Annotated in this window: 17 protein-coding genes, 3 tRNA genes and 1 pseudogene; 6 read left to right on the forward strand and 15 right to left on the reverse strand. The window is 53.5% G+C overall.

The features are described from left to right. Window positions 1–5: 5 nt before the first annotated feature. The 3 genes from ABWQ15_RS01390 to ABWQ15_RS01400 all read right to left on the reverse strand — a co-directional run bounded on the left by ABWQ15_RS01390 (window position 6) and on the right by ABWQ15_RS01400 (window position 2,362). Window positions 6–500: a stage III sporulation protein AB gene (locus ABWQ15_RS01390; RefSeq protein ID WP_353907036.1), complete on the reverse strand. Its 495-nt coding sequence runs from the start codon at window positions 498–500 to the stop codon at window positions 6–8. Beyond that, entirely contained in the window at window positions 497–1,402 is a 906-nt protein-coding gene (locus ABWQ15_RS01395) for an AAA ATPase domain-containing protein (RefSeq protein WP_353907037.1), read from the reverse strand. Before ABWQ15_RS01395 ends, ABWQ15_RS01390 begins: the two co-directional genes overlap by 4 nt. 117 nt (window positions 1,403–1,519) lie before the next feature. Beyond that, window positions 1,520–2,362 (reverse strand): hypothetical protein, encoded by an 843-nt coding sequence (locus tag ABWQ15_RS01400; protein WP_353907038.1) that lies wholly within the window; start codon window positions 2,360–2,362, stop codon window positions 1,520–1,522. A 163-nt stretch (window positions 2,363–2,525) separates the two neighbouring features. Between ABWQ15_RS01400 and ABWQ15_RS01405 the strand changes: the two are divergent. Beyond that, window positions 2,526–2,759 (forward strand): annotated as a pseudogene (locus tag ABWQ15_RS01405) (transposase); the annotation flags it as partial. A gap of 305 nt (window positions 2,760–3,064) precedes the next feature. On the opposite strand, the gene ABWQ15_RS01410 reads toward ABWQ15_RS01405, so the two are convergent. Beyond that, window positions 3,065–10,027 carry an S-layer homology domain-containing protein gene (locus ABWQ15_RS01410; RefSeq protein ID WP_353907039.1) on the reverse strand — a complete coding sequence of 2,321 codons (6,963 nt, stop codon included), beginning with the start codon at window positions 10,025–10,027 and terminating at the stop codon, window positions 3,065–3,067. Window positions 10,028–10,342: 315 nt separating this feature from the next. On the opposite strand from ABWQ15_RS01410, the gene ABWQ15_RS01415 reads away from it, so the two are divergent. Continuing rightward, complete coding sequence (locus tag ABWQ15_RS01415) at window positions 10,343–10,975, forward strand: helix-turn-helix transcriptional regulator (RefSeq protein ID WP_353907040.1); 633 nt, start codon at window positions 10,343–10,345, stop codon at window positions 10,973–10,975. 352 nt (window positions 10,976–11,327) lie between these two features. On the opposite strand, the gene ABWQ15_RS01420 is transcribed toward ABWQ15_RS01415, so the two are convergent. The 5 genes from ABWQ15_RS01420 to ABWQ15_RS01440 form a co-directional block, all read right to left on the reverse strand. Further along, window positions 11,328–11,415: transfer RNA gene (locus ABWQ15_RS01420), tRNA-Leu, on the reverse strand. Between the two features lie 75 nt (window positions 11,416–11,490). Then, window positions 11,491–11,578, reverse strand: a tRNA-Leu gene (locus ABWQ15_RS01425). 54 nt (window positions 11,579–11,632) lie between these two features. Continuing rightward, window positions 11,633–11,719, reverse strand: a tRNA-Leu gene (locus ABWQ15_RS01430). 180 nt (window positions 11,720–11,899) lie between these two features. Continuing rightward, window positions 11,900–13,273 (reverse strand): citrate synthase, encoded by a 1,374-nt coding sequence (locus ABWQ15_RS01435; protein ID WP_353907088.1) that lies wholly within the window; start codon window positions 13,271–13,273, stop codon window positions 11,900–11,902. Between the two features lie 238 nt (window positions 13,274–13,511). After that, window positions 13,512–14,231, reverse strand: a complete 720-nt coding sequence (locus tag ABWQ15_RS01440) for an NAD-dependent protein deacylase (RefSeq protein ID WP_353907041.1) — start codon at window positions 14,229–14,231, stop codon at window positions 13,512–13,514. 48 nt (window positions 14,232–14,279) lie between these two features. Here ABWQ15_RS01440 and ABWQ15_RS01445 point away from each other — a divergent pair, with 48 nt between their 5' ends. From ABWQ15_RS01445 to ABWQ15_RS01455, 3 genes are all read left to right on the forward strand, one after another. After that, window positions 14,280–14,615 (forward strand): arsenate reductase family protein, encoded by a 336-nt coding sequence (locus ABWQ15_RS01445; RefSeq protein WP_353907042.1) that lies wholly within the window; start codon window positions 14,280–14,282, stop codon window positions 14,613–14,615. Between the two features lie 295 nt (window positions 14,616–14,910). Beyond that, window positions 14,911–16,173, forward strand: a complete 1,263-nt coding sequence (locus ABWQ15_RS01450; RefSeq protein ID WP_353907043.1) for a putative DNA modification/repair radical SAM protein — start codon at window positions 14,911–14,913, stop codon at window positions 16,171–16,173. 15 nt (window positions 16,174–16,188) lie between these two features. Beyond that, entirely contained in the window at window positions 16,189–17,004 is an 816-nt protein-coding gene (locus ABWQ15_RS01455) for a TIGR03915 family putative DNA repair protein (protein ID WP_353907044.1), read from the forward strand. 114 nt (window positions 17,005–17,118) lie between these two features. Here ABWQ15_RS01455 and ABWQ15_RS01460 read toward each other — a convergent pair whose 3' ends face one another. The 3 genes from ABWQ15_RS01460 to ABWQ15_RS01470 are packed head-to-tail and all read right to left on the reverse strand — an operon-like array spanning window position 17,119 to window position 18,589. Next, on the reverse strand, window positions 17,119–17,829 hold the full coding sequence (locus ABWQ15_RS01460; protein WP_353907045.1) for a sigma-70 family RNA polymerase sigma factor: 711 nt from the start codon (window positions 17,827–17,829) through the stop codon (window positions 17,119–17,121). Next, on the reverse strand, window positions 17,826–18,272 hold the full coding sequence (gene spoIIAB, locus ABWQ15_RS01465; RefSeq protein WP_353907046.1) for an anti-sigma F factor: 447 nt from the start codon (window positions 18,270–18,272) through the stop codon (window positions 17,826–17,828). The genes ABWQ15_RS01460 and spoIIAB overlap by 4 nt, the downstream gene beginning before the upstream one ends. Beyond that, complete coding sequence (locus tag ABWQ15_RS01470; protein ID WP_353907047.1) at window positions 18,269–18,589, reverse strand: anti-sigma factor antagonist; 321 nt, start codon at window positions 18,587–18,589, stop codon at window positions 18,269–18,271. Before ABWQ15_RS01470 ends, spoIIAB begins: the two co-directional genes overlap by 4 nt. A gap of 635 nt (window positions 18,590–19,224) precedes the next feature. On the opposite strand from ABWQ15_RS01470, the gene ABWQ15_RS01475 reads away from it, so the two are divergent. After that, a complete protein-coding gene (locus ABWQ15_RS01475; protein ID WP_353907048.1) occupies window positions 19,225–20,193 on the forward strand; it encodes a carbohydrate kinase family protein in 969 nt (322 codons plus the stop codon). A gap of 330 nt (window positions 20,194–20,523) precedes the next feature. Here the strand turns inward: ABWQ15_RS01475 and ABWQ15_RS01480 are convergent, their stop codons facing one another. From ABWQ15_RS01480 to yedE, 3 genes are read right to left on the reverse strand one after another with little or no spacing between them, the layout of a single operon-like run. Next, entirely contained in the window at window positions 20,524–20,766 is a 243-nt protein-coding gene (locus tag ABWQ15_RS01480) for a putative Se/S carrier protein (RefSeq protein WP_353907049.1), read from the reverse strand. Then, window positions 20,763–20,966, reverse strand: coding sequence for a sulfurtransferase TusA family protein (locus ABWQ15_RS01485; protein ID WP_353907050.1), 204 nt, complete (start codon window positions 20,964–20,966; stop codon window positions 20,763–20,765). The genes ABWQ15_RS01480 and ABWQ15_RS01485 overlap by 4 nt, the downstream gene beginning before the upstream one ends. 17 nt (window positions 20,967–20,983) lie before the next feature. Next, window positions 20,984–22,096, reverse strand: a complete 1,113-nt coding sequence (gene yedE, locus ABWQ15_RS01490; RefSeq protein ID WP_353907051.1) for a YedE family putative selenium transporter — start codon at window positions 22,094–22,096, stop codon at window positions 20,984–20,986. Between the last annotated feature and the right edge of the window lie 181 nt (window positions 22,097–22,277).

The following is a 22,277-nucleotide window of genomic DNA, read 5'->3' on the forward strand; positions in this document are numbered from 1 at the left end:
GTCCTTCACAGCAGGAGAATGATTAGCAACGCGGCGCCGGAGAAACACACCGCTGTGGCCTGCCTGGTCCAATCCCTTTTTTTCCTTGAGCGCTCCTCCATCTTCTTTCTGAGCCAGCCTGTTGCAAGTTCAATTCCTTTACATATTTCCGTTTCGTCTCCGGACAGCTTGTACCCCAATTCGGCAACCGTCTCCCTCACGTCGTCCTCCACCGGAAGACGGCGGCAGGCCGCGTCCCACGTAGTCCGAAGGGGTTCTCCCCGCTCCAGAGACTCCGCAAGTCCCGTCAGCCAAGCTGCAACAGCTCCCTGCCGCACCTGTCCCAGCTCTCGCAGCAGTCGGGGCAGCGGCATCCGCGTCAGACGAATACGGCTGGACAGAGCCTCCATCGCCGCGATCAGCTGGGAAAGCGTCTCCGTCTCCTGCCGCCAGCGGCGCAGCTCTCCGGCCCATGCCGCGCCAAACCCCACCAGAATGAAAAGACTTCCCAGCGCTTTCACGGCAGCTCCTCCAATTCGTAGGACCGCCCCTCTTCCGTCCGGCGGATACACACCGCCCGACGAAAGACCTTTGTCTCCAGGAGCCGGGCGTACAGGGGCTTTTGCATAAGCTCCGCAGCGTCCGCGGCATGGACGGTGGCCAGCAACTTCACGCCGCAGCCCGCCGCCATGGTCATGGCCCGGATATCCTCCTCCGCCGTGATCTCATCGGCGGCCACAATCTGGGGGTTCATGGTCCGCAGCAGCATGGGGATGGCGACAGCTTTCGGGCAGCCGTCCAGCACGTCGGTACATGGCCCCACATCCATCTGTGGCCTTCCCCGATAACAGACCGCCACCTCCCCCCGCTCATCCGCCAGTCCCACCCGGAGCCCCCGCTGGGAGATACAGCGGATCAGGTCTCTCAGGAGTGTTGTCTTTCCCCCTCCCGGCGGAGACAGAAGCAGCGTACTGTCAGGCACTCCGTCTGACAGCAGCTGCTGCGCCAGTTCCTCCGCCACGCCGCGCTTTTCCCGGGCTATCCGCAGATCGGCAGAGGACAGATCCGCCAGATTCGTGCACACGCCGCCCTTCATGACGGCGGAGCCACAAAAGCCGATCCGAAATCCACCCCGGACGGGCAAAAAGCCCTCTCGCAGCGTCTCCGCGGCGGCATAGCGGGAAAATTCCGCTCCCAGGTCGCACAGGGTCTCCAATTCCTCCGGCTCCACCGACGGCTCCGACGGCCAGGGACAGGTTTCTCCACCCGGCAGCAGCACGGTCATGGGCCAGCCGGTCCTTAGGCGGAACTCCTCCGCAACGGCCTGGTCTTCCTTTGGCAGCGTCTCCGCTAATTTGCGCAGCCGCACCGGCAAAAACATCGCTGCCTGTCGGTATCTGGAAATTTCCTCCCGCTCCTTCATCTGCATCCCTCCCCGTCCGATACCCAACCATATGAGAGCCCGTCCCACTTTATGCCGGAAAAATATAAGGGGAGATAAAAACGCCCGGTATCCGAAAATACCGGGCGTCTCGTGCGCTTACTGGCAGCAGCTGCAGATGTTTTTCGTCTCTTCGTAGGTTTCGGGGTGGCAGACCGTGTTGGGCGGGAAGAACTCGCCCACAGGGAAGCGGATATTGCGGAACAGACCGCAGGGGTCCTGACCAGGGTCTACGCCTCCAGAGCACTCCTTTTCCGGCAGGCAGTAATCGTACACGGGGATCAGCAGCTGAGAATCCCGCTCCAGCCGTACGATGGAAAACTGGCCCAGGGTCACATAAACCCGCCGCATGTCGTCCCCACCGGACAGCTCTCCGTCGAAAAAGCCGCTGATAAAGGACGGAACCTCGCAAAGGTCGTTGTCGCAGGGGTGGCAACCGCAGGCCTCCACCAGCTTCGCGTCCAGCACAATGGGGTCCACGGCCTCCACCACAGCAACGGGTAGATTACTGTCGCGCAGACACTGCGGATCCAGCCCGCCCGCGCGGAACTCAGAGGAGAATATCTTGGCGCTTCCCTCGCTGCCGAACAGCAGGACGCGCTTGTCGAACACACACAGGCCTTCTACTGTCACCGGGATGGGGCAGCTCAGATACGCCTGCAGCGTCACATGATAGAAAAACCGCATATCAATTGTGTAAAAGCCCCGGTTAAACGTCACCGGCTCCACGTCTACGTACACATGAAGCAGTTTTGCGGTGCCGCCCTTTACGGATAGCGCGTGGTTGATGGTATCTACATACTGGAGCTTCGGATAAAAGCGCAAGTCTTCCACGCAGTCCTTATCTCTGCACGAGTCATAGATCTTTTTGGTGTGAATACAAACCGCCTCGCGGATGCCACGGGGGTCATCCACAGGTCCGGGCATGATCTTGTCAGGCATTGCAATACCTCCTATTTAAGTAGCTGTGAAAGAAAGACTCTTTCAGTCCAGTCTATGCTTCTCGAAAAAAAGAGTGAGCGCTCCGGGCCTGAACCTCGGAGTGCTCATAAAAAAAAGTAGGACAGGGAGAGGGAAAGGTTGGAAAAATAAGGTAGAATAACCCTACGTCCATATTGAGGACTGGCGCAACCGGTCGCTGCAGGGCGGGCACTTCTATGTGGACGGCATTTATCTTCGCCGCACCTAGGGCGGAAAGTTCGCGAATGTAGCCATTCTAGTGGCAATCGCCGTGAATGAGGACGGCTATCGGGAGATTTTGGGTGCTGCTGAGAGCATGAAAGAAGACAATGCCAGTTGGGTCGTCTTTTTTCAGTGGCTCAGGAGGCGCGGCCTGGATAGCGGAATTGTTGAGAACCATATTTTTTTAGATATTATGACTTCATATAATATGGGTGGAGAAGATATTACTGCTACTTTTGACACTAGTAGTGGTGGATTATAAACAAACAGAGCAGTAAGCTGCTTGAGAACTATTTCGAAGATAGTAAGATCATCTCCAAAACAGCCGACAGATACACTTCTTGTATCTGTCGGCTGTTTGTTTGATAATACCGTCCTAGCTTGCTTCGTTTTATTTCTACCATTCTTTATGAAAATATCTCGTTTGATGGGTTTGCCCTAAACCTTATGCTATTGTTTTGGTTACATCCCCTGTAACAGAACCGCGAGCATCTTCGCCGCCTGGGCGCGTGTGGCGCTTGAGTGCGGGGCGAAGCTGCCGTCGGTATTGCCGGACAGGATTTTGTTGTTCATCGCCCACTGGATGGGGGTCTGCGCCCAGCTTGAAATTTTGCTGTAATCCGGGAACTCCCGAACGGACATGCCCTCGGCGTTCGAGACCGTGCCCTTGTACTGGGCGTAGCGGTAAAGCATCGCGGCCACCTGTTCACGTGTGACCGTTGCGCTTGGGCTGAACTTGCCGTTATTGCCGGCGGCGATGCCAGCCTTGTTTGCCCACTGCACCGCCGCGAAGTACCAGCTGTCTGCTGAGACATCCGAGAAGGAAGCTGTCTTGTAGCCGCTCAGGTCGTCGCCGGACATCCGGGCGAGGATGGTCACAAACGCCGCTCTCGTGATACTGGCAGCAGGGCTATATGCTCCATTATTTCCGCCAACGATGCCGCGCGCGGCGAGATAGGTCACGTAGTCGGCATACCACGCGCTGTCAGACACATCCTTGAAGTTCACGGCGTTGTAGCCCACGGCATAGGTGGAAAAGTGTGTTGTAGTGAAGGTCACGGTTCCGGTTTTTGCGTCATAGCTGCAATTCGGTACTGTGACCAACTCGCCGGAGGCATTGATGTAGTAAACCACGATGGCGCTGATGTCCTCGCCCGAAGCCGGAGTGTACGGAACAGAAACCGTCGCCGTACCGCCGCCGAAGCTGGAAACCGTTGTACTGCCGGAGGTGATTTTGAGATCATAGACCGGCCTTGTGCCGATGGCGGTCCTGGTGTCTGCCGAAAGTGCGGAGGTGTCCGCCGCCGTGGCGGTAATTGTTACATCTCCGCTGGTCTGCTTGCCGATTTCCGTCAGCGTCACGCTGTCCAGCGTGACAGTTGCCACAGTGGAGGATACTGTTAAGCTGGCTTCACCGCTTGTCAATGTGGTAACTGCCGACTGCGGGAGAGTGACCGAAACACCCGTCGCACCGCTTCCGGTTTGAACCTGAAGGTTAACAGCGGCCTGTGCGTTTGAGGCTGTCTTTTCTTTTGCCGCCGTGAGCATTTCAGAAATCTGCGAGCTTGTTGCGCTTGCAGCCGCCACGCCGCTTGAGCCGGTTGTAGCGGTAACGGTCTGCGATGCGGTGGTGGTATTGTTCTCTGTCGAAACAGTAATGTTGCTGCTTGGGGAAGCGCTGCCTCCGCCTCCGGTAGGCGCGCCGCCGGGGTTGCTGCCGGGGTTGCTGCCGGGGTTGCTGCCGGTGTTGCTGCCAGCGCTGACCGTAAAGCTGATGTCAAAGGTCTGCGAGGTCACGCTTCCGCCGAAAACCGTTACCGTCGCGGTATAGGTTCCCGCGCTCAGGCCCGTGTTTGGCCCAATGGTGAAGCTGTCTATACCACCGGAGGCGATGCTGTTCAATGTACCATTGGACAGGGTAAAGCTGGTTGCATTTGTGCCGCTCAGCGCCACGGTTAATGCGCCTGTCTCATGGTTGCCCGTACTTGAGACAGTAACACGTAGCGGCGTGACGGAGTTGTAACCCGCTGTCTGTCCGGTAAAGGAATATGCTGTTGCCCGGCTCAGACTAATACCGTAGGTGACGGCTTCACTGACGGTTACTGTAACCGTATAGTCCTGCGTCGACCCATTCTCCGCCGTGACGGTGTAGATAACCGGATTTGAAAAGTCCTGCGCCGTGCCGCTTGTCGGGGAAACGGTGGCCTTGTCGCTTACCGTGACCATCGGCGTCAAGTCCGTTACGCTTGTGCCGTAAGGAAGCGTCACCGCGATGGTATGGTCCGCATGGATTGTTCCGTCCACGCCACCCAGTGTGAAGCCGGTAATGGCATTTGCGCTGCTAAGCGTGTCCGGTGCTGCGTTGATCGTTACTGTATAGGTTGCTGTTTTGCCGCCTACCGTTACGGTCAGCACCTGATCCACTGCCGGAGCGCTGCTGTCAAAGCCGGTTATATTGGCGGTTGTTATGGTTTCTGTCTTTCTTGAATTATCGCTGTAGAGGCCTATCACCACCATATCGCTGATATCAAGACTGTCGCCTACCATGTAGGTCAGCTTGGTTGCTGGGGTTGTGATAAAGATTTCTTGCACTGCAGGAGCTGCGGTTACCTCAAAACTCAGCTCAAATGCTTGTGTAGTTACGTTACTTCCGGATATCGTGACCGTCGCCGTATAGGTTCCCGCACTCAGGTTTGAGTTCGGTACAACGGTGAGGTTGTCCGTATTGCCTTCCACGATGCTGCTGACGGCGGTCTTGGACAGTGCGAAGCTGCTTTTGCCCGCACCGGTCAGTGAAACTGTCAAATCGCCTGTCGCCTGAATTCCGATGTTGATTATCGTGATGCTCAGAGGAGAGACGGAGCTATAACCCGCGGTCTGCGCGGTAAAAGTATACAGACCGGTCTGGCTCAGGCTGATACCATACGGTAGAGCTCTCAACTGCGGATACTTAGCGGAGGCAAAGCTCCAGACAGCAGTATCCCAACCCGCAAATGAATCTGCATCCCCATTTATACCAGCGGTAGCGGTAGCGTTCTTCATCCACGCTGTCGTCTTACCCACAGCGGCTCCTGCAGTGTCACTGCCATTCATTCCGCCGCTGATTCCGCTTGTCTCTTTGTCATAATAGCAGCCTATAACTGTGCTTAAGCCATTATCCCCCGCTATGCCGCCGACATATTGTCCGCCGCTGACACGGCTGGTGTTATAGCAGTTTGTTATGATATCTTCTTTGCTTAACCCGACCAGACCGCCTACAGCCGCACTATTGTCCAGTCCCGTATGATTGCCCATGTTATAGCAATTGGTGATTGTGCTGCTGGCACTTTGCCCAAACAATCCGCCGACATATTGGCCGCTGCAGGTGACACTTACCATGTTATAACTATTGGTGATCATACCGTTTTTGATGTACCCGACCAGACCACCGTCATATAAGCCTCCGCTGATATAGCTGTCAACCACGCCTACATTTTTAATCGTTCCACCGTTAATATTGCCGAACAGACCCTGAAAGCCGGTGGCCTTGTTTATGTAAATCCCGCTCACCGTATACCCGCAGCCGTCAAAGACGCCGTTAAAGGTGTCGTCATAGGTGACGTTATAGTTGCTGTCATAGGTGTAACTGCCGTTACCGATAGGCGTCCATGAATTGCTCGGCGCGTTTGTACTCCATCCGCTTACACCTGACACATCGTTTAATAGGATATTCGCGCCCAGCTTAACTGTTTTGCCCGAGAAATTGTGCTCGCTATTCACAAGACTCGCAAGCCCTGCTAATTCCGCCGGGGTATTGATGGTGTAACTGCTGTCACTTTCGTGTCCCGCATACCAGCTTACGTTCGAAGTACCGTCCCAAATGTTGGTTTTGACTGTGAATTGGACTGTGAAGGATTTCGAGACTAAGTTATTCCCTGATACCGTCACCGTAGTGCTGTAAGTTCCCTCACCCAGCCCTGTTTTCGGCACTACAGTAAAGGTATCGGTGCCACCCACGGCGATGCCGCTGATTGTTGTCTTCGACAGCGTGAAGCTGTCCTTGCCCGAACCGCTCAATGCCACGGTCAAATTTCCCGTCACCTGATTGCTGGTGTTACTCACGATGACCGTCAGTGGGGACACCGCACTGTAATCCAATATGCGCTCGGCAAAAATATAGGGGTCGGTCTGGCTCAGTCTGATTCTGGACGTGGTTTTGAAGCTGTTTCCATCGTTTTCGGCCATGGTTTCGCCTTCCGTATCGGTAAAACCGGATATCTTAACGGTGTATTCTGTTTCATATGCCAGTCCGGAATACGCAACCGTATAAACGGTATCATTTTTTGACCATGACCCGGAGGAAAGCGCTGTTGAGGCGCTGCCGTCACTCAGCGACACGGTGCCTCCGGCCGCCGTGTTTATCGTCTTGCTAAACGTGATTACAAGATTTCCACTGATCGCTTTCTCAGTGCCGCCTGGTGAAACACGCAGCACATGCAGTGCGTTTCTTAACTGCGGATACTTAGGGGATGCAAAGCTCCAGACAGTAGTATCCCATCCCGCAAAGGTATCCGTGTCTCCATCTATACCATCGGTAGCGGTAGCGTTCTTCATCCACTCTGTCGTCTTGCCCACTGCAGCCCCCGCAGTGTCACTTCCATTCATTCCGCCGCTGACTCTGCTCGTCTCTTTGTCATAATAGCAGCCTGTAACCGTGCCGCTGCTATACCCCGCTATGCCGCCGACATTATTTCCTTTGCCGTTGACGCTGACGCTGCCCGTGTTATAACAGTTAGTAATGATACCTCGGTTATCACCCACGAGCCCGCCGGTATTTGGGGGGTAGGAGGTGTTGGCGACACTGCCCAGGTTATAGCAGTTGGTGATTGCACTGTTTCCGTAGCTGCCCCCGATCAGACCTCCAGCATTATAGCCGCAGACATACACTCCGACATTGCCTGTGACACTCCCTGTGTTATAGCAGCTGGTTATCGTACTGCTGTCAATGCTCCCGATCAGACCGCCGACATTGCTAGTGTCGGATAGGGTACTTTTGGTGCTGATACTGCCTGTATTATAGCAGCTTGTTATTGTACTGCTGACGCTTCGCCCTGCCACACCACCGACAAAACTACTTTGGCTGCTGACGCAGGTAACTATTCCCGTGGTATAGCAGTTGCTTATCGTACTGTTTTCGATGTACCCGACCAGGCTGCCGGCACATATGCTGCCGCTGATATAGCTGTCGATCACGCCTGTATCTTTAATATTCCCCCCAGAGACATAGCCGAACAGACCTTGATTGCGTGTGGTCGTGTTTATGTAAACCCCGCTCACCGTATATCCGCAGCCGTCAAAGCTGCCCTTAAAAGCGTGACTGCTGCTTCCGATTGGCGTCCATGAATGATCCGGCGCCTTTGTATTCCAGCTGTTTACCCCGGACACCGTGTTCAAAGCGATACTCGCTCCCAGTATAATTGTCTTGCCGGAGAAATCATTCCCATTGTTGACCAGGCTTGCCACCCCCGCTAATTCCTCCGGGGTGGTGATGGTGTAGGTGCTATCGTTTTCGTGTCCCGTGTACCAGCTTGTATTCGAAGTTCCGTTCCATGTGCCGTCGTTGACCGTGAATCGGACGGTAAAGGATTTCGATGTCATGTTATTCCCCGATACCGTCACGGTCTTACTGTAAGTTCCTGCGTCTAGCCCCGTTATCGGCGTAAGGGTAAAGGTATCGGTGCCGTTCAAGGCAATGCTGCTGATGGTTGTCTTTGACAGCGTGAAGCTGTCCTTGCCCGTACCGCTCAGTGCAATGGTCAAATCTCCCGTTACCAGCTTGCCGATGTTGCTCACTGTGACAGTCAATGGGGACACCGGGCTATAACCCACAGTCTGATCGGAAAAGGTATACTGGTCGGTCTGACTCAGTGTAATTCTGGGTATTGATTTGGTAGTGACACTATAACTGCTGTCCTCGGTCATGGTTTTACCTTCCGTGTCAGTAAAACCTGATATTTTAACAGTGTATTTTGTCTCATATACCAGCCCGGAATACGCGACCGTGTAAACTCTATTATTTTCTGACCACGACCCACCCGAAAGCTCTGCTGGGGTACTTCCGTCGCTCAGCGATACGGTACCTCCGGCTGTCGTGTTCATCGACTTGCTGAACGTGATTACCAAGTTTCCGTTAAGAGGTGCTTCCGTACCTTCTGTTGAAACCTCCCATACGCTCAAGTTGATGCGTAACTGTGGATACTTATTGGAGACGAACCCCCAAAGTTCAGGGTCCCAGCCCGCAAAGGGATCCGGGTCCCCATCTATACCTGCGGTACTGGTGGCGTTTTTCATCCACTCTGTCGTCTTGCCCACGGCAGCTCCGGCCGTATCACCGCCGTTGATGCCGCCGCTGATGCCGCTCGTCTGTTTGTTATAATAGCAGCCCGTAACCGTACCGGTGCTGGTCCCCGCTACGCCGCCGACAGATGTGTTGCTACTGCCGCTGACACTGCCCGTGCTATAGCAGTTCGTAATTGTACCTTGGCTATCGCCCACCAGACCTCCGATATATTGGCTGCGGCTGGTATTAATGCTGCCCGTGTTATAGCAATCGGTAATTGCACCGGTCCCATGGCTCACCCCCACCAGACCGCCAATATTTTCGTTAAGGCCTCCTGTTCCTGTGACATTGCCCGTGTTATAGCAGCTCGTGATTGTGCTGCTGTCGCTGCACCCGACCAAGCCGCCAAAAGTGCTGCCCGCGTTACTGACACTGCCCGTATTATAGCACTTAGTGATCGTGCTGCTCTTGCAACGCCCGACCAGACCGCCAAAAAAACAGCAGATAGGGTCGTAGCCGTTAATTACGCCCGTGTTATAGCAGTTCGTAATGGTACCGTTTTCTATGTACCCGACTAGGCCTCCAACATTTTCCCCACCTTTTTGATAAGTGGTACCCTCGCCCATGCCTATATGGCCGTTTACCATACCTACATTTTTAATCTCCCCACCGGAGACATAGCCGAACAAGCCCTGATTTTCCTTGTTCGTGTTGTCATCGTTCGTGGCTATATACAGCTCACTCACTGTATATCCGCCGCCGTCAAAAATACCCTGAAAGCTGTTGCTGCTGGTGCCAATTGGCGTCCATCGTTTGCTCTGATAGTAGTCTATAACCATATTCAAAACGACATCTGCGCCCAGCGTGACTGTCTTGCCGGAAAAGCTATCTCCGCCATTAACTAAACTTGCAAACCCCGCTAATGCCTCCGGGGTGGTGATGGTGTAGCTGCTGTCGCTTTCGTGTCCCGTATACCAGCTTGTGTCCGTCGTGCCGTCGTCCAGCCAGCTTGCAGCAGCCGCCGTCTGGCTCAACTGCGGCATAAGGCTGAACAGCATGCATGCTGTCAGAAAGATCGAAAGGATCTTTTTTCTTATCTTTTTCATATTTTCTCCTTATCCTGTAAGTTTGAATGCGACGCCGGAATTAAATTGATCGAAAACGCCAATTGCATCGTTTTTTACTTCGCTTTTTTTGCGTATAGCATATTCTAACAGGATCTTTTAAATTATAAAATCGTACCGGTATGAGGTTTTTGAAATTTATTTTCCTTGCTTTTATATCTTCGTAACAATATACTAGCGCTATAGAGAGGAGGCCGTTATGTCCTCAAACAACTACATCAACGATAAATTTATCCCAACCCCGATGCCGGAGGTCTGCGCGCCGAGGGCTTCCGTTCTGAATCGGTTTGGATCGGTTTGGATGAATATGACGACGCACCCTTTGTGTTTTACAAGCTGTTCTGTACCGGAATCCTGTCGATACAGCCGAATAACGAAAAAATGGAGGTGATTTTAAACAGCAAGGCTTTTTATTCCTCCCCCGTTGAGAATACCATCCGCTTTTTGCTGGAATTTACACAGGACGACGGCGCTTACGCGCTGGTGCTGGATGATTTGCATACCATCACCAACAAAAAAATTCTCAAGGCCCTGCCGCTGATCCTGAAACGGATGCCCCATTCCTTTGTCATTCTGCTTCTGAGCAGAAATAAGCTCCCCGACGAATTACAGGAATTCACGGAGAGCAGAGGAAGTGTTCCCATTACGGCGGACGAGCTGTCTTTTTCAGCGGAGGAAATACAAACGTACTACGGTGCTTTGGGACGTAAGCTGACGAAGGCACAGGCTAGAACGGTCTTGGGCACTACGGGCGGCTGGGCTATCGGTATTAACGCTCTGTCCAAAAGTGACTCACTTTACGCGCCCGAAATCCGAAAATCGCCGGCTACAGCGTACCTTTTGCTTGTCACGCCCACGTGGCAAGCGAGTAGGCCGTCAACCAGAATGGTGAGATTGTCCTCGCGCCGGACTGTGGATTGGATTCCTTAGTACGGCGAGAATGCGGGCGAGCTCATTAAAATATTTTGTCCGTAGACAATGACCTCCTGTAAAAACAAAAAAAGCCGAGGTCTTATTTCTAAAACCTCGGCACAAAAGTGGACGATATATTAATATAAATATGCGATGTGTACGTCGTTCTTACGACGAAATATCCGGTTTTTGTCTGTGTGTTTTCTGATGAATAGGGATTTGTGTGAGTTTGAATACACAGACGGGTCTAAAACACCGAAAGACATCTCCAAAAACGCAATTATTTTTGACGGGCAAAAGCAGATAAAAAGAGTTCCAAAAAGATGTCCTGCGGTTTTTGCCGCAGGACATCTTTTTGGGGAACAAATTATGGTGCGCGAGGCGGGACTTGAACCCGCACGTCCGTAATGGACACTAGAACCTGAATCTAGCGAGTCTGCCAATTCCACCACTCGCGCATATCTATGAAGTTAAAAAGAGCCAGAACAATTTCAGAAATATCTGTCTGAAGACATCCGCCCTCAGACAGATATTGGTGCGCGAGGCGGGACTTGAACCCGCACGTCCGTAATGGACACTAGAACCTGAATCTAGCGAGTCTGCCAATTCCACCACTCGCGCATATTCATCTGAAATTGTCTCAGTCTTTCTCCCCAGACCTTCGGATAGGGGAAATGGTGCGGCTGACGGGATTTGAACCCACACGTCGATTCGGACACCAGCACCTCAAGCTGGCCTGTCTACCAGTTCCAGCACAGCCGCAAATCTGTGCTCTAAAAAAGACTGCTTGATTATTATAGCTACAAGCAATAAAAATGTCAACCTTAAATTTTCCTTTTCGGCAAAATTTCCGTTTTCCGTCTTCCGACCTGTTTTTGCTGTAGGTAACCCCGCGCCGGACGGCAGTTTTCTGCCGTCCGGCGTACATTCTCGCTGAAGCGCTCAGCGCTCTGCCATAGGCGTATAACCCCTGTGGGCCTCCACGCACTCATACCGCGGACGGATCAGCTTTCCGCCGCCGGACAGCTCCTCCATCCGATGGGCGCTCCAGCCGGAAATGCGGGCAACCGCAAACAGCGGCGTATACAGTTCTCTGGGCAAACCCAGCATCTCAAAAACAAATCCACTGTAAAAGTCAATATTGGTGGAGATGGCATCCTTATGCCGTTTTACCATCAGCAGATCCTTGCCGATCCGCTCCACCCGCTCATAGAGATCCAACTCCGGCTGTCGCTGCTTCTCCCTGGAGAGGGTCTTCACATAATCCCGAAAAACCTCGCACCGGGGATCCGTCCGGGTATAGACCGCGTGGCCCAGACCGTACAGCAGCCCCCGCCCATCAAACGCCTCGCTGTCGAGAATGCGGCCAAGATAATTTTTCAGTTCGTTATCGTCGTTCCAGTCCAACACGTGGGCCTTAATGTCCGCCATCATCTCCATGACCTTGCTGTTGGCGCCGCCGTGGCGAGGGCCCTTCAAGGACGCCATAGATGCCGCAATTGCGGAATATGTATCCGTTCCCGAGGAGGTGACCACATGGTTCGTAAAAGTCGAGTTGTTGCCGCCGCCGTTGTCGGCATGGAGAACCAGCGCCACATCCAGTACCCGGGCCTCCAAGTCCGTGAATTGCCCGTCTTCGCGCAGCATTCGCAGGAAGTTCTCCGCTGTGGACAGCTCCGGCCTTGGTTCATGGATGAACAGGCCTTCTCCCTTGTTGAATCGATACGCCTGAAAGGCGTAAATTGCCAGAAGCGGCATAATTGCAATCAGCTGCAAGCTCTGGCGCAGTACGTTTTCAAGGCCGATATCGTTGGGCCGGTCATCATAACAAAACAGAGTCAAAACCGCCCGTTGCATGGTGTTCATCAAATCCTGAGGCGGCGCTTTTAAAATCACATCCCGCAGAAAGTTGCTGGGCAGCGTCCGATAGGTGGCCAGCTGGACGCAAAAGTCCCGCAGCTGCACTTCAGAGGGCAGCTCGCCGAACAAAAGCAGATACGCCGCTTCCTCAAAGGCCAGTCTCCGGCCCTCGGACCCCCGGACAATCTCACGGCAGTCGATCCCGCGGTAATATAACACGCCGTCCTCCGGAAGGAGGCTCCCGTCCTTTTCCACTGTATAAGACTGAATCTCTCCCACGCGGGTCAGTCCCGTCAGCACGCCCTGCCCGTCTTCGTCCCGGAGGCCGCGGCGAACGTTGTACTGCTGGTATAGCTTGGGATCTATGTAATTTTTCTTCTCCCACTGCTCCTCCAGCGCCCGGATTGCGGGCGTAATCTGGGAGTAGACATTCTCTCCTTTATCCGACCATATCATTCCGCTGTCTCCTCTCGCCAGATCCAATGCCTTAGGCATGGCGGCAAACTCACTGCTCTGCCGGCGCGCATTGGCTTCCCGGCCAAGTCATAATGCAATCATACCACCTTCACATTTCATTTACAACCAATAATCCGGGTTTTCCATTGGATAATCCTCCAATTATTGAAGCGTCTTTCTTTTTGTTATTCATTTTTGTGTGAATCACTCATACTTTTTACCTAGAATTGCTTTATACTCATATCTGTGCAAGCGTCTCACCGATGGGGTCCGGAATCACCAAATCGGCGTTCAGATCGGCGGCCACAGCAGACTTATTGATCAGCACCAGCTTGTGACCCCGGTAATAACGGATCAGTCCCGCCGCCGGATAGACGTTCAGGGATGTGCCGCCTATGATAAGCATGTCCGCCTCGGAGATGAACCGAACGGCTCTTTCCATGGTCTCCATGTCCAGCCCCTCCTCGTAGAGCACTACGTCCGGTTTCACCCGGCCACCGCAGGCCGTGCAGTGGGGGACTCCCTCAGAGTGAAGCATGAAGTCGAAATCCTGGAATTTTCCGCATCGCTCGCAATAGTTTCTGTGAACGCTGCCGTGAAGTTCCAGAACCTCCCGGCTTCCCGCGGCCTGATGAAGTCCGTCGATATTTTGTGTGACAATGGCCTTGAGCTTCCCCCGTCTTTCCAATTCTGCCAACTTTACATGGGCGGCATTGGGCTTTGCGTCGGGAGCTAGGAGCTTCGTCCGGTAAAAGCGGAAAAATTCTTCCGGCTTGCTTTCATAAAACGTATGGCTTAAAATGGTTTCAGGCGGGTAATCATACTGCTGATGATACAGTCCGTCGGTACTGCGGAAATCAGGAATGCCAGACTCGGTGGACACGCCCGCTCCGCCAAAAAAAACAATGTTTTCGCTGGAATCTACCAGCTCCTTTAGCTTCCTCGCGTTCTCCGTCATAATTAGCCTCCATCCACATCAATCAATTTATAAACTAAGGAGAATCCAATGAATATTCAAATCTTCGGCTCTTCCAAATCCTTCGACAGTAAAAAAGCCGAGCGGTGGTTTAAAGAGCGCCGTATCAAATATCAGTACATCGACACTCCCACAAAAGGATTATCCCCCCGCGAATACCAGTCCGTCAAGCAAAAAGTGGGATTTGAAGCGCTGGTCAACAGCAAATGCAAAGCCTATGAAGCGCTGTTTATGGCCTATATTGCGCCGGACGCGCAGGAGGAAAAACTGCTGGAAAATCCAGAGCTGTTTCAAACGCCCATTGTCCGAAACGGAAAGGACGCCACTGTGGGCTACCACCCTGAGATTTGGGAGACCTGGGAATAATAAAAATCCGTGCTCCGCTTAATCGACGGTGCGCGGATTTTTTCTATACTCCATGTCCTCAGACTCTCGTCGTACTTTTGTTCTATTTTTTTCTTGACAAAAACATTTGTTCGATTTATAATAATTCATAATTAGAACATGAGTTCCATTGGAGGGTTTTACAATGACTGGCTGGACACTGTTTTTTATTTTCGTGGGTGTAAGTTTTCTGACACATCAGTTTTTTCGCATCATTGACGCCATTGAGCGTCCCTCTCGCAACTCCCGGCGTGCCGGGGCGCGCTGAGTCTACGCCATGGAGCTGCTGGAAAAGCTGACGATCCTCTCCGACGCCGCAAAATACGATGCTGCCTGCACCTCCTCCGGTGTTCGGCGGGGGTATCGGGAGGGCTACATCGGCAACACATCTTCCTCGCTGGCGGGTTGCTGCCACACATTTTCGGCGGATGGACGATGCGTTACGCTGTTGAAGGTCCTGCTGACCAACCGGTGCGTATACGACTGCAAATACTGCGTCAACCGCCGCAGCAACGATACAAGGCGGGCGGCGTTCACGCCGGAGGAGCTGGCGGAGCTGACGATCGGATTTTACCGGCGGAACTATATCGAGGGGCTTTTCCTGTCTTCGGGCGTCTTTCGGAGTCCCGACTACACCACGGAGCTGATGATCCAGGCGCTGCGTATTCTGCGGGAAACTTATCGGTTCAACGGCTATATTCACGCCAAGGCCATTCCGGGCACCTCCCCCGAGCTGGTGGAACAGCTGGGCTTTCTGGCAGACCGGCTGTCCGTTAATATCGAGCTGCCCTCGGAGTCCGGGCTGAAATCGCTGGCCCCAGACAAGACAAAAGGCGCGATTCTCGCGCCCATGAAGCAGATTCAGACCCGCACGGCACAGGGAAAAGAAGAGCTGGTAAAGTATCGCCATGCACCAAAGTTTGCCCCTGCCGGGCAGAGCACTCAGATGATCGTGGGAGCCACGCAGGACTCGGACCTTCACATTTTGCGCTTGACGCAGGGGCTGTACGACCGCTATCGTCTCAAACGGGTATTTTATTCCGCGTACGTTCCGGTCATCGAAAACACGCTTCTCCCCTCTCTGGACACAAAGCCCCCTCTCCTCCGGGAGCACCGGCTCTATCAGGCCGATTGGCTTTTACGGTTTTACGGATTCCGGGCGGAAGAGCTTTTGGATGAGCAGACGCCGGACTTCAACCCCCTGGTGGACCCAAAGTGCAGTTGGGCACTGGCACATCTGGACTTCTTTCCGGTTGAAGTCAATACGGCGGACTATGAAACGCTTCTCCGGGTCCCGGGCATAGGCGTCGTATCAGCCAAGCGCATTCTGGTTTCCCGGCGTGCGGGGCGTTTGCAGGTCGAAGATTTGCGGAAGCTGGGCGTGGTGATGAAGCGGGCGCAGTATTTTCTGACCTGCCGGGGCCGGATGGCGGAGGGCTTGCGCTTTACGCCGGACAGTCTGCTGCTCAATCTGGTCGCGGCGGAACGGCCTGCCCTGCCCAGTTCCGGAATGGAACAGCTCTCCCTGTTTGGCGCGTGAAAGGGCGTGAAATCGATGGAGATCATCTATCTTTACGATGGCAGCTTTGAGGGTTTCCTCTGCTGTATTTTTGACAGCTATGCCAACCGGGAAGTTCCGTCCGACATCGTACCGGAGGAAAGCGCCTCCCCTTCTCTGTTTGAGACCCGTTTCATCGTAACAGACAAAAGCCGCGCGGACCGGGTCTTCCGCAAGGTCACCGCTCTTTCCGGCGAGGCGGCACTGCTGCTGAGCCGTGGATTTCTCACTTGCATGGAGCATCGGGAAATGCATCTCTACCGACTGGTTGCGAAACTGCTCCGGGAAGGCCCCGGGTTCCTTCGGAATCTGGCGGATGAAACGCTGCTTCCGATCCTAAAGGCAGTGCGCCACTTGGAGGGAGAGGCACACCTGCTGAGAGGTTTTGTCCGTTTTTCGGATTATTCCGGCATTTTGGGCGGAGAGATTGAGCCAAAAAATCATGTTCTTCCCCTGCTCCGCTCTCACTTTTGCAGCCGCTTCCCAAATGAGCAATTTTTCATTTACGACCGCACTCACCGAGAGGCGCTTCTTTATGCTGGAGCAAAAGCGATCATCGCACCGCTGGATCGATTTGAGATGGCTCCGCCGGACGAAACGGAGACCTCCTATCGGCGGCTCTGGAAGCGATTTTACGATACCATCGCTATCAAGGAGCGTGAAAATCCCCGCTGCCGTCAGACGCATATGCCAAAACGGTATTGGAACACCATGACGGAATTCCAGAGCGAGGAATATTTTATTTCCGGGAAAAGCTCCGAAATAAGCAATCGCACCGATACCCTGCCGACTGTTTCAATTACTGCTGATTGATTCCATTGTTATCGCAGCTCAAAGCGTTTTTACGCAGCACAGCCTCTCCGCGTAAAACGCCCGGAGGAACGGCGTGCCGAGGTCACCTTCGGCATTTCTCGTTCTCTCCGGGCGCTACGGTTCAAATACCCTACGCAGTCGTTCCAGACCTCGCCGTTCCAGGCGGGAAATCTGCACCTGCGATACCTTTAGAATCTTAGCAGTCTGTTCCTGCGTGAATCCACGAAAGTAACGAAGCAGAATCGTCATTCGCTCTTTTTCCGGCAGTGCATCCACCGCCTCCCGCACAGCGATTCGTTCCACAATTCCGTCCTCCGGAGCCTCAGTCCCAAGCATCCCCTCCAGAGCAAGTCCGTCTTCCGTCTCCCGCTGGAGTGAATCCGGCAGGTCGGTGGCCAACTCGGCGCAGGCAATTTCCTCCGCAGACAGCCCTGTGATCTCCGACAGCTCAGACAGTACCGGTTCCCTTCCCAACTCACTGCGCAGCCGCTCCCGAACACTGTATAGAAGATTTGCCCGCTCCCTGATTGTTCGGCCCACCTTAATGGTGCCGTCATCCCGAAGAAAGCGGCGGATCTCTCCCGCAATTTTTGGCACCGCATATGTAGAAAAGCAGGTCCCATATGTAAAGTCAAACCCCTGCACGGCTTTCAAAAAACCCAGACATCCCAGTTGGTAGAGGTCGTCCGCCTCTACACCCCGGCCATAATATCGCCGGACGATGCTCCAGATTAGACCGCTGTTTTCCTCCACCATCTGCTCGCAGGCTTGCCGGTCACCTTCCTGTGCTGCCCGAAGCAGGTCCAGCGTTACCTGACCGCTCATCTCTGGCCGTTTACCCGGCTGGCGATCTTTTTGCGCATCGTCACGGTTGTTCCCCGCCCCGGCGTTGAGTGAACAGTCAATGCGTCCATAAAGCTCTCCATAATGGTGAACCCCATGCCACTGCGCTCCTCGCCGCCGGTGGTAAACATGGGCTGTCTGGCTTTTTCCACATTGGGGATACCCTTTCCGGCATCCTTGACCGTTATCTCCAGCACATTGCCCTCACAGATTCTAACTTTCAGACTTACCCGTCCAATGGAGTCTGGATAAGCGTGGACTATGGCATTGGTCACTGCCTCGCTGACCGCCGTCTTGATGTCCTCCAATTCGTTCAGCGTTGGATCCATCTGCGAGGCGAAACAGGCCACGGCCACCCGTGCGAATCCTTCGTTGCTGCTACGGCTTGGAAATTCCATCCGGATGTCATTCATGCTCTTCCTCATACTGTTCCCTCCCGTTTTATATGAACCAGCCGGTCGATCCCAGCGGCGTCCATAACCCGCTTTGCCTGCGGCTGCACTCGGCATACCTGCAGACTTCCGTCCAAATCATCCATGCACCGCTTCGCTCGCAGCAACAGCGCAATGCCGGAGCTATCCATAAAGGTCACACCGCTGAAATCCAGCACCAAGCGACGCGGGAGAGCGGCATCCACTGCCAATTCCAGCTCCCTGATAGCGTTTTTGGCGGCATGGTGGTCCAGTTCCCCGCTGAACTCCAGCAGCAGATTGCGGTCGACACTTTGCATTTTAATATCCATATTGCAAGTCTCCTTTGTATTAGCGTGGCAAATTTTCTGCGTGACAGCACGGCTTTTTTGCCGTTCTCGCAGAGTCAGTTCTTAAATGATAGTTAGCCTTTGCAAATAGAAACCGCCGTAGCATGTCTCTTGGGTGATCATAACATGATTCAAATTTTCTTTTCTGTCGAAAGTCTTTTGGTTACCATAAATATTTTATTATGGTAACCGCCGCATATTTTCATCCGAGGTCGTTTGGAAGTGTGCGAGCAATCGCATTTTTTATGTTAGCCCTTCGTTTTTTACTTTTCCAAAATTTTACTTTCGTATATGGGCTGAAGTTCCGCTTTTTTAAATTTTGAGAGCGGCCAGATTTTTTTAGGAACCGCTGATTAACAGCCCTGCTTGTCAAAGTCTAACCTTTTGCATGGAAAATTTTTCCCATGTCCATTTCCCGGATTATTTTCGCGATTATGTGTGCTATGCTTCTGTTTTTATCATATTTCTATGGTTTTATAGAATCAAATCATTAGTTCCTTAAATTTTTTCTCTTGATTTTTCTACGTGAAGCTGGTAAGATTACGATTATCACGTAAACGATTTACTTCCGATGGAACTCAGGTTTCGGGTCCCCGTCAGAAAATAGGGAGAAACAGATGGAAAACATACAGATCACGGCACTTGGTGAAATTCTGATTGACTACACTCCCCTGCCGGACTCCGATGCCGGTATGTCGGTATTCGAGCAAAATCCAGGCGGCGCGCCGGCAAATGTGTTGACCTGTGCTGCAAAGCTTGGACGCAGGACCGCTTTCATTGGCAAAGTGGGCGATGATATACAGGGACGCTTCCTGGTGGATACATTGAAAAAGACCGGCATTGACACCCGAGCCCTTCGCGTGGACGGGCGCTATTTTACAACGCTGGCATTTGTCAAGCTGGCAGAAAACGGAGAGCGCAGCTTCTCCTTTGCCCGGAAGCCCGGAGCAGACACACAGCTTTCATCAGAGGAGCTGGATCAGGAGTTGATTTCACATAGCGATATTCTGCATTTCGGCTCCCTCTCTTTGACGGATGAACCGGCCCGCGGCGCCACGATGGAGGCCGTGCGCCTGGCGCGGCAGTCCGGCGCGATGATTGCCTATGATCCCAATTACCGTCCATTGCTGTGGGCAAATAAGGAGGAAGCCATGGAACAGATGCGGTCTCCTCTCCCGTTAGTGGACTTTCTGAAGGTCTCAGACGATGAAGTGGAACTGCTGACGGACTGCGCCGATCCTCGGGCGGGAGCGGAGAAGCTGGTAAAGTTGGGCCTTCGGTGTGCGGTTGTGACGATCGGCAATCAGGGTGCCTTGGTTTCCACAAAAGACGGAAGCGTCATGGTTCCCGGTTTTCCCACAAAAGCCGTGGACACCACCGGCGCGGGAGACTCCTTTTGGGGCGGATTCCTGACCCGTATTTCAGAAAGCGGGAAAACGCTTGACCAGCTCACATTTCAGGATTTTCAGTCCTGTGCCCGCTTTGGCAACGCCGCCGCTTCTCTGTGCGTGGAAAAGCGGGGTGCCATGCCCGCCATGCCAAGCCGGGAGAATGTCCTCCGCCGAATGCAAGGAATTATGAACTGACAGAGAAACAGCAGTTTTGGAAAAATTCTGAAATATAGCATTCCTGTCGCCCCCAAAAGGTAAGCCCCGTAGGTTTTTGACCTACGGGGCTTACCTTTTTTGGGGTGGCACAGGGAGACAATGCCAGGGCAGCTTCAAAATTTGGCCACCTGAGAGACAGGATAATGCCACTCAGTTTGCGAGCAAACCGAAGCTTTTGAAATCAGTTGGCGGCAGGTCCGACAAAAGTACCTATAGCCCATCAGACATCGGGGATATTTTTTCAGTGTACCCGGTGAGCACAGATTCTAATGCGGGCAGGAACCCGGTGAAAAGAGAAGACAAGGATTATTACTTGTTTTCCATCAGCAAAACATATCGGTCTTCCGCTCCGATCTCGTAAACCCGCTCCACATCCGCATCCATAGCAGGAAGGCAGGCTTCCCCCGCCTCGTACCGCACACAGGTGCCGCAGGAAGAACTAAGCCTCCGGGGCACCGGCATCATTTTGGCTGGAATACCCTCCGCGCCCAGAGCGCGGGCAGTGGTCAGCGCCGCCAAATGGGTATGGAATGTGGCAATGTATTGATTCATTTTGTGAGCGTTAATCGAAAGTCATGGCCCTCCGGAACGACGCTGACCTGATAGCCGCAGCCGTTGCCAAAGCGGGTCACGTTTTCCACGGAGCACTGGTTGTCCACCAAAACCTCCAACTTGTCGGGACCACCGTTCTTCACTTCTTTCTGCACCATCACAACTGGCGTGGGGCAGGAGTATCCTCTTGCGTCAACCATTCTGTGTCCTTCCTTTCTCAGGCCGTTTTCACTGTGACGGCGGCTGTTTCCTCTTTGGGCAGGTTCATCACGGAAATCACGGCAAACACCACAAAGCCCAAAATCACAGCAACCTTACCGGCATTGGAGATCCCGCCGACCACCAATTCCTTGGCGTCGTTCAGTACGTCGGGACTGCCGGCGAGACCGAAGTTATGAGCCAGTGCCGCGCCGGAGATCATTCCAAACACAGTGACGGCGGAGTCACCGTTGCCCTCGCCGGCCAGAATCAGCTGACGCAGAGGGCAGCCGCCCAGTAGGACAGAACCCCAGCCCACCAGTGTCATCCCCAGCAGATTCCAAAGATGATTGCTATGGGCAATGGGTTGCAGCACGAATCCGAAATGGAAATTGCCTGTGACAAGATTTCCGATCAGGACTACCAGAAAGATGGCGACAAAGCCGTACAGCAGCTTGAAATCCCGAAACAGCACTGCATCGCGGATACCGCCCACCATGCACAGGCGGGCTTTCTGGGCCAGCGCGCCCACCGCCAGCGCAATCAGCAAAGCGACAGCCAGAGGCGCGTGCTTGGACCCGGGTCCCTCCTCGCTGAACTTTAATAGGGCGGGAGCCGCCAGCAGCAAAAGCAGCAGTCCAATCATGACGATGGGCAACACACCGCCCTCTAACCTGCCCACCTCATATGCCCGCTTCAAGGAGAAACCACGCTTGAGGAACTGCACGCCGATAACAATACCGATGATGAAACCCACCAGGCCCACCAAGGCATTGGCATCACCACCGCCCAGACGGATCACCATCCGCAGGGGGCAGCCCAAAAACGCCAGCGCACCGATCATCACAAACCCGCCCAAAACGAACCGCGTAGCTGGGGAGGAACCCGCCTTTGCCCGAAACTCCTTTGTGGCAACAGACATAATAAAAGCGCCCAGCACCAGTCCGATGATCTCCGGGCGGACATACTGCACCTTTGCGGCGCTGTGCATCCCCACCGCGCCTGCGATATCCCGCAGGAAACAGGCAATGCAAAAACCCATGTTGGCGGGGTTGCCGAGAGCCGTCAGCACCACCGCCGCAAGACCGACCACCGCACCGGCGGCCACCACGACCCAGTTAACCTTTCTCATTTCAACTCTCCCATTATACAAATTTTTCTTGAGTTTCCGTTATTTATTATAGAATAGTTTGAAAGGAAAAGCCAATCTTTGTTAACAATTGTGCAAAATTTATAATCGATTTCAGCGATACTATAATAGGTAACCTCTGCTTATCAGTCCGACTTTATAGCATATGACGCGTACTGTGACG

The sequence above is a fragment of the Oscillibacter sp. genome (assembly GCF_040505565.1).
Lineage (GTDB): Bacteria > Bacillota > Clostridia > Oscillospirales > Oscillospiraceae > Oscillibacter.

Bases quoted from the DNA above. Each gene is read 5' to 3' on its own strand.
- ABWQ15_RS01455 (WP_353907044.1), top strand. From the start codon at position 16,189: ATGGAGATCATCTATCTTTACGATGGCAGCTTTGAGGGTTTCCTCTGC.
- ABWQ15_RS01470 (WP_353907047.1), bottom strand. From the start codon at position 18,589: ATGGATATTAAAATGCAAAGTGTCGACCGCAATCTGCTGCTGGAGTTC.
- ABWQ15_RS01475 (WP_353907048.1), top strand. From the start codon at position 19,225: ATGGAAAACATACAGATCACGGCACTTGGTGAAATTCTGATTGACTAC.
- ABWQ15_RS01400 (WP_353907038.1), bottom strand. From the start codon at position 2,362: ATGCCTGACAAGATCATGCCCGGACCTGTGGATGACCCCCGTGGCATC.
- ABWQ15_RS01485 (WP_353907050.1), bottom strand. From the start codon at position 20,966: ATGGTTGACGCAAGAGGATACTCCTGCCCCACGCCAGTTGTGATGGTG.
- ABWQ15_RS01460 (WP_353907045.1), bottom strand. From the start codon at position 17,829: ATGAGCGGTCAGGTAACGCTGGACCTGCTTCGGGCAGCACAGGAAGGT.
- ABWQ15_RS01395 (WP_353907037.1), bottom strand. From the start codon at position 1,402: ATGAAGGAGCGGGAGGAAATTTCCAGATACCGACAGGCAGCGATGTTT.
- ABWQ15_RS01440 (WP_353907041.1), bottom strand. From the start codon at position 14,231: ATGACGGAGAACGCGAGGAAGCTAAAGGAGCTGGTAGATTCCAGCGAA.
- ABWQ15_RS01450 (WP_353907043.1), top strand. From the start codon at position 14,911: ATGGAGCTGCTGGAAAAGCTGACGATCCTCTCCGACGCCGCAAAATAC.
- spoIIAB (WP_353907046.1), bottom strand. From the start codon at position 18,272: ATGAGGAAGAGCATGAATGACATCCGGATGGAATTTCCAAGCCGTAGC.
- yedE (WP_353907051.1), bottom strand. From the start codon at position 22,096: ATGAGAAAGGTTAACTGGGTCGTGGTGGCCGCCGGTGCGGTGGTCGGT.
- ABWQ15_RS01435 (WP_353907088.1), bottom strand. From the start codon at position 13,273: ATGATATGGTCGGATAAAGGAGAGAATGTCTACTCCCAGATTACGCCC.
- ABWQ15_RS01410 (WP_353907039.1), bottom strand. From the start codon at position 10,027: ATGAAAAAGATAAGAAAAAAGATCCTTTCGATCTTTCTGACAGCATGC.
- ABWQ15_RS01445 (WP_353907042.1), top strand. From the start codon at position 14,280: ATGAATATTCAAATCTTCGGCTCTTCCAAATCCTTCGACAGTAAAAAA.
- ABWQ15_RS01480 (WP_353907049.1), bottom strand. From the start codon at position 20,766: ATGAATCAATACATTGCCACATTCCATACCCATTTGGCGGCGCTGACC.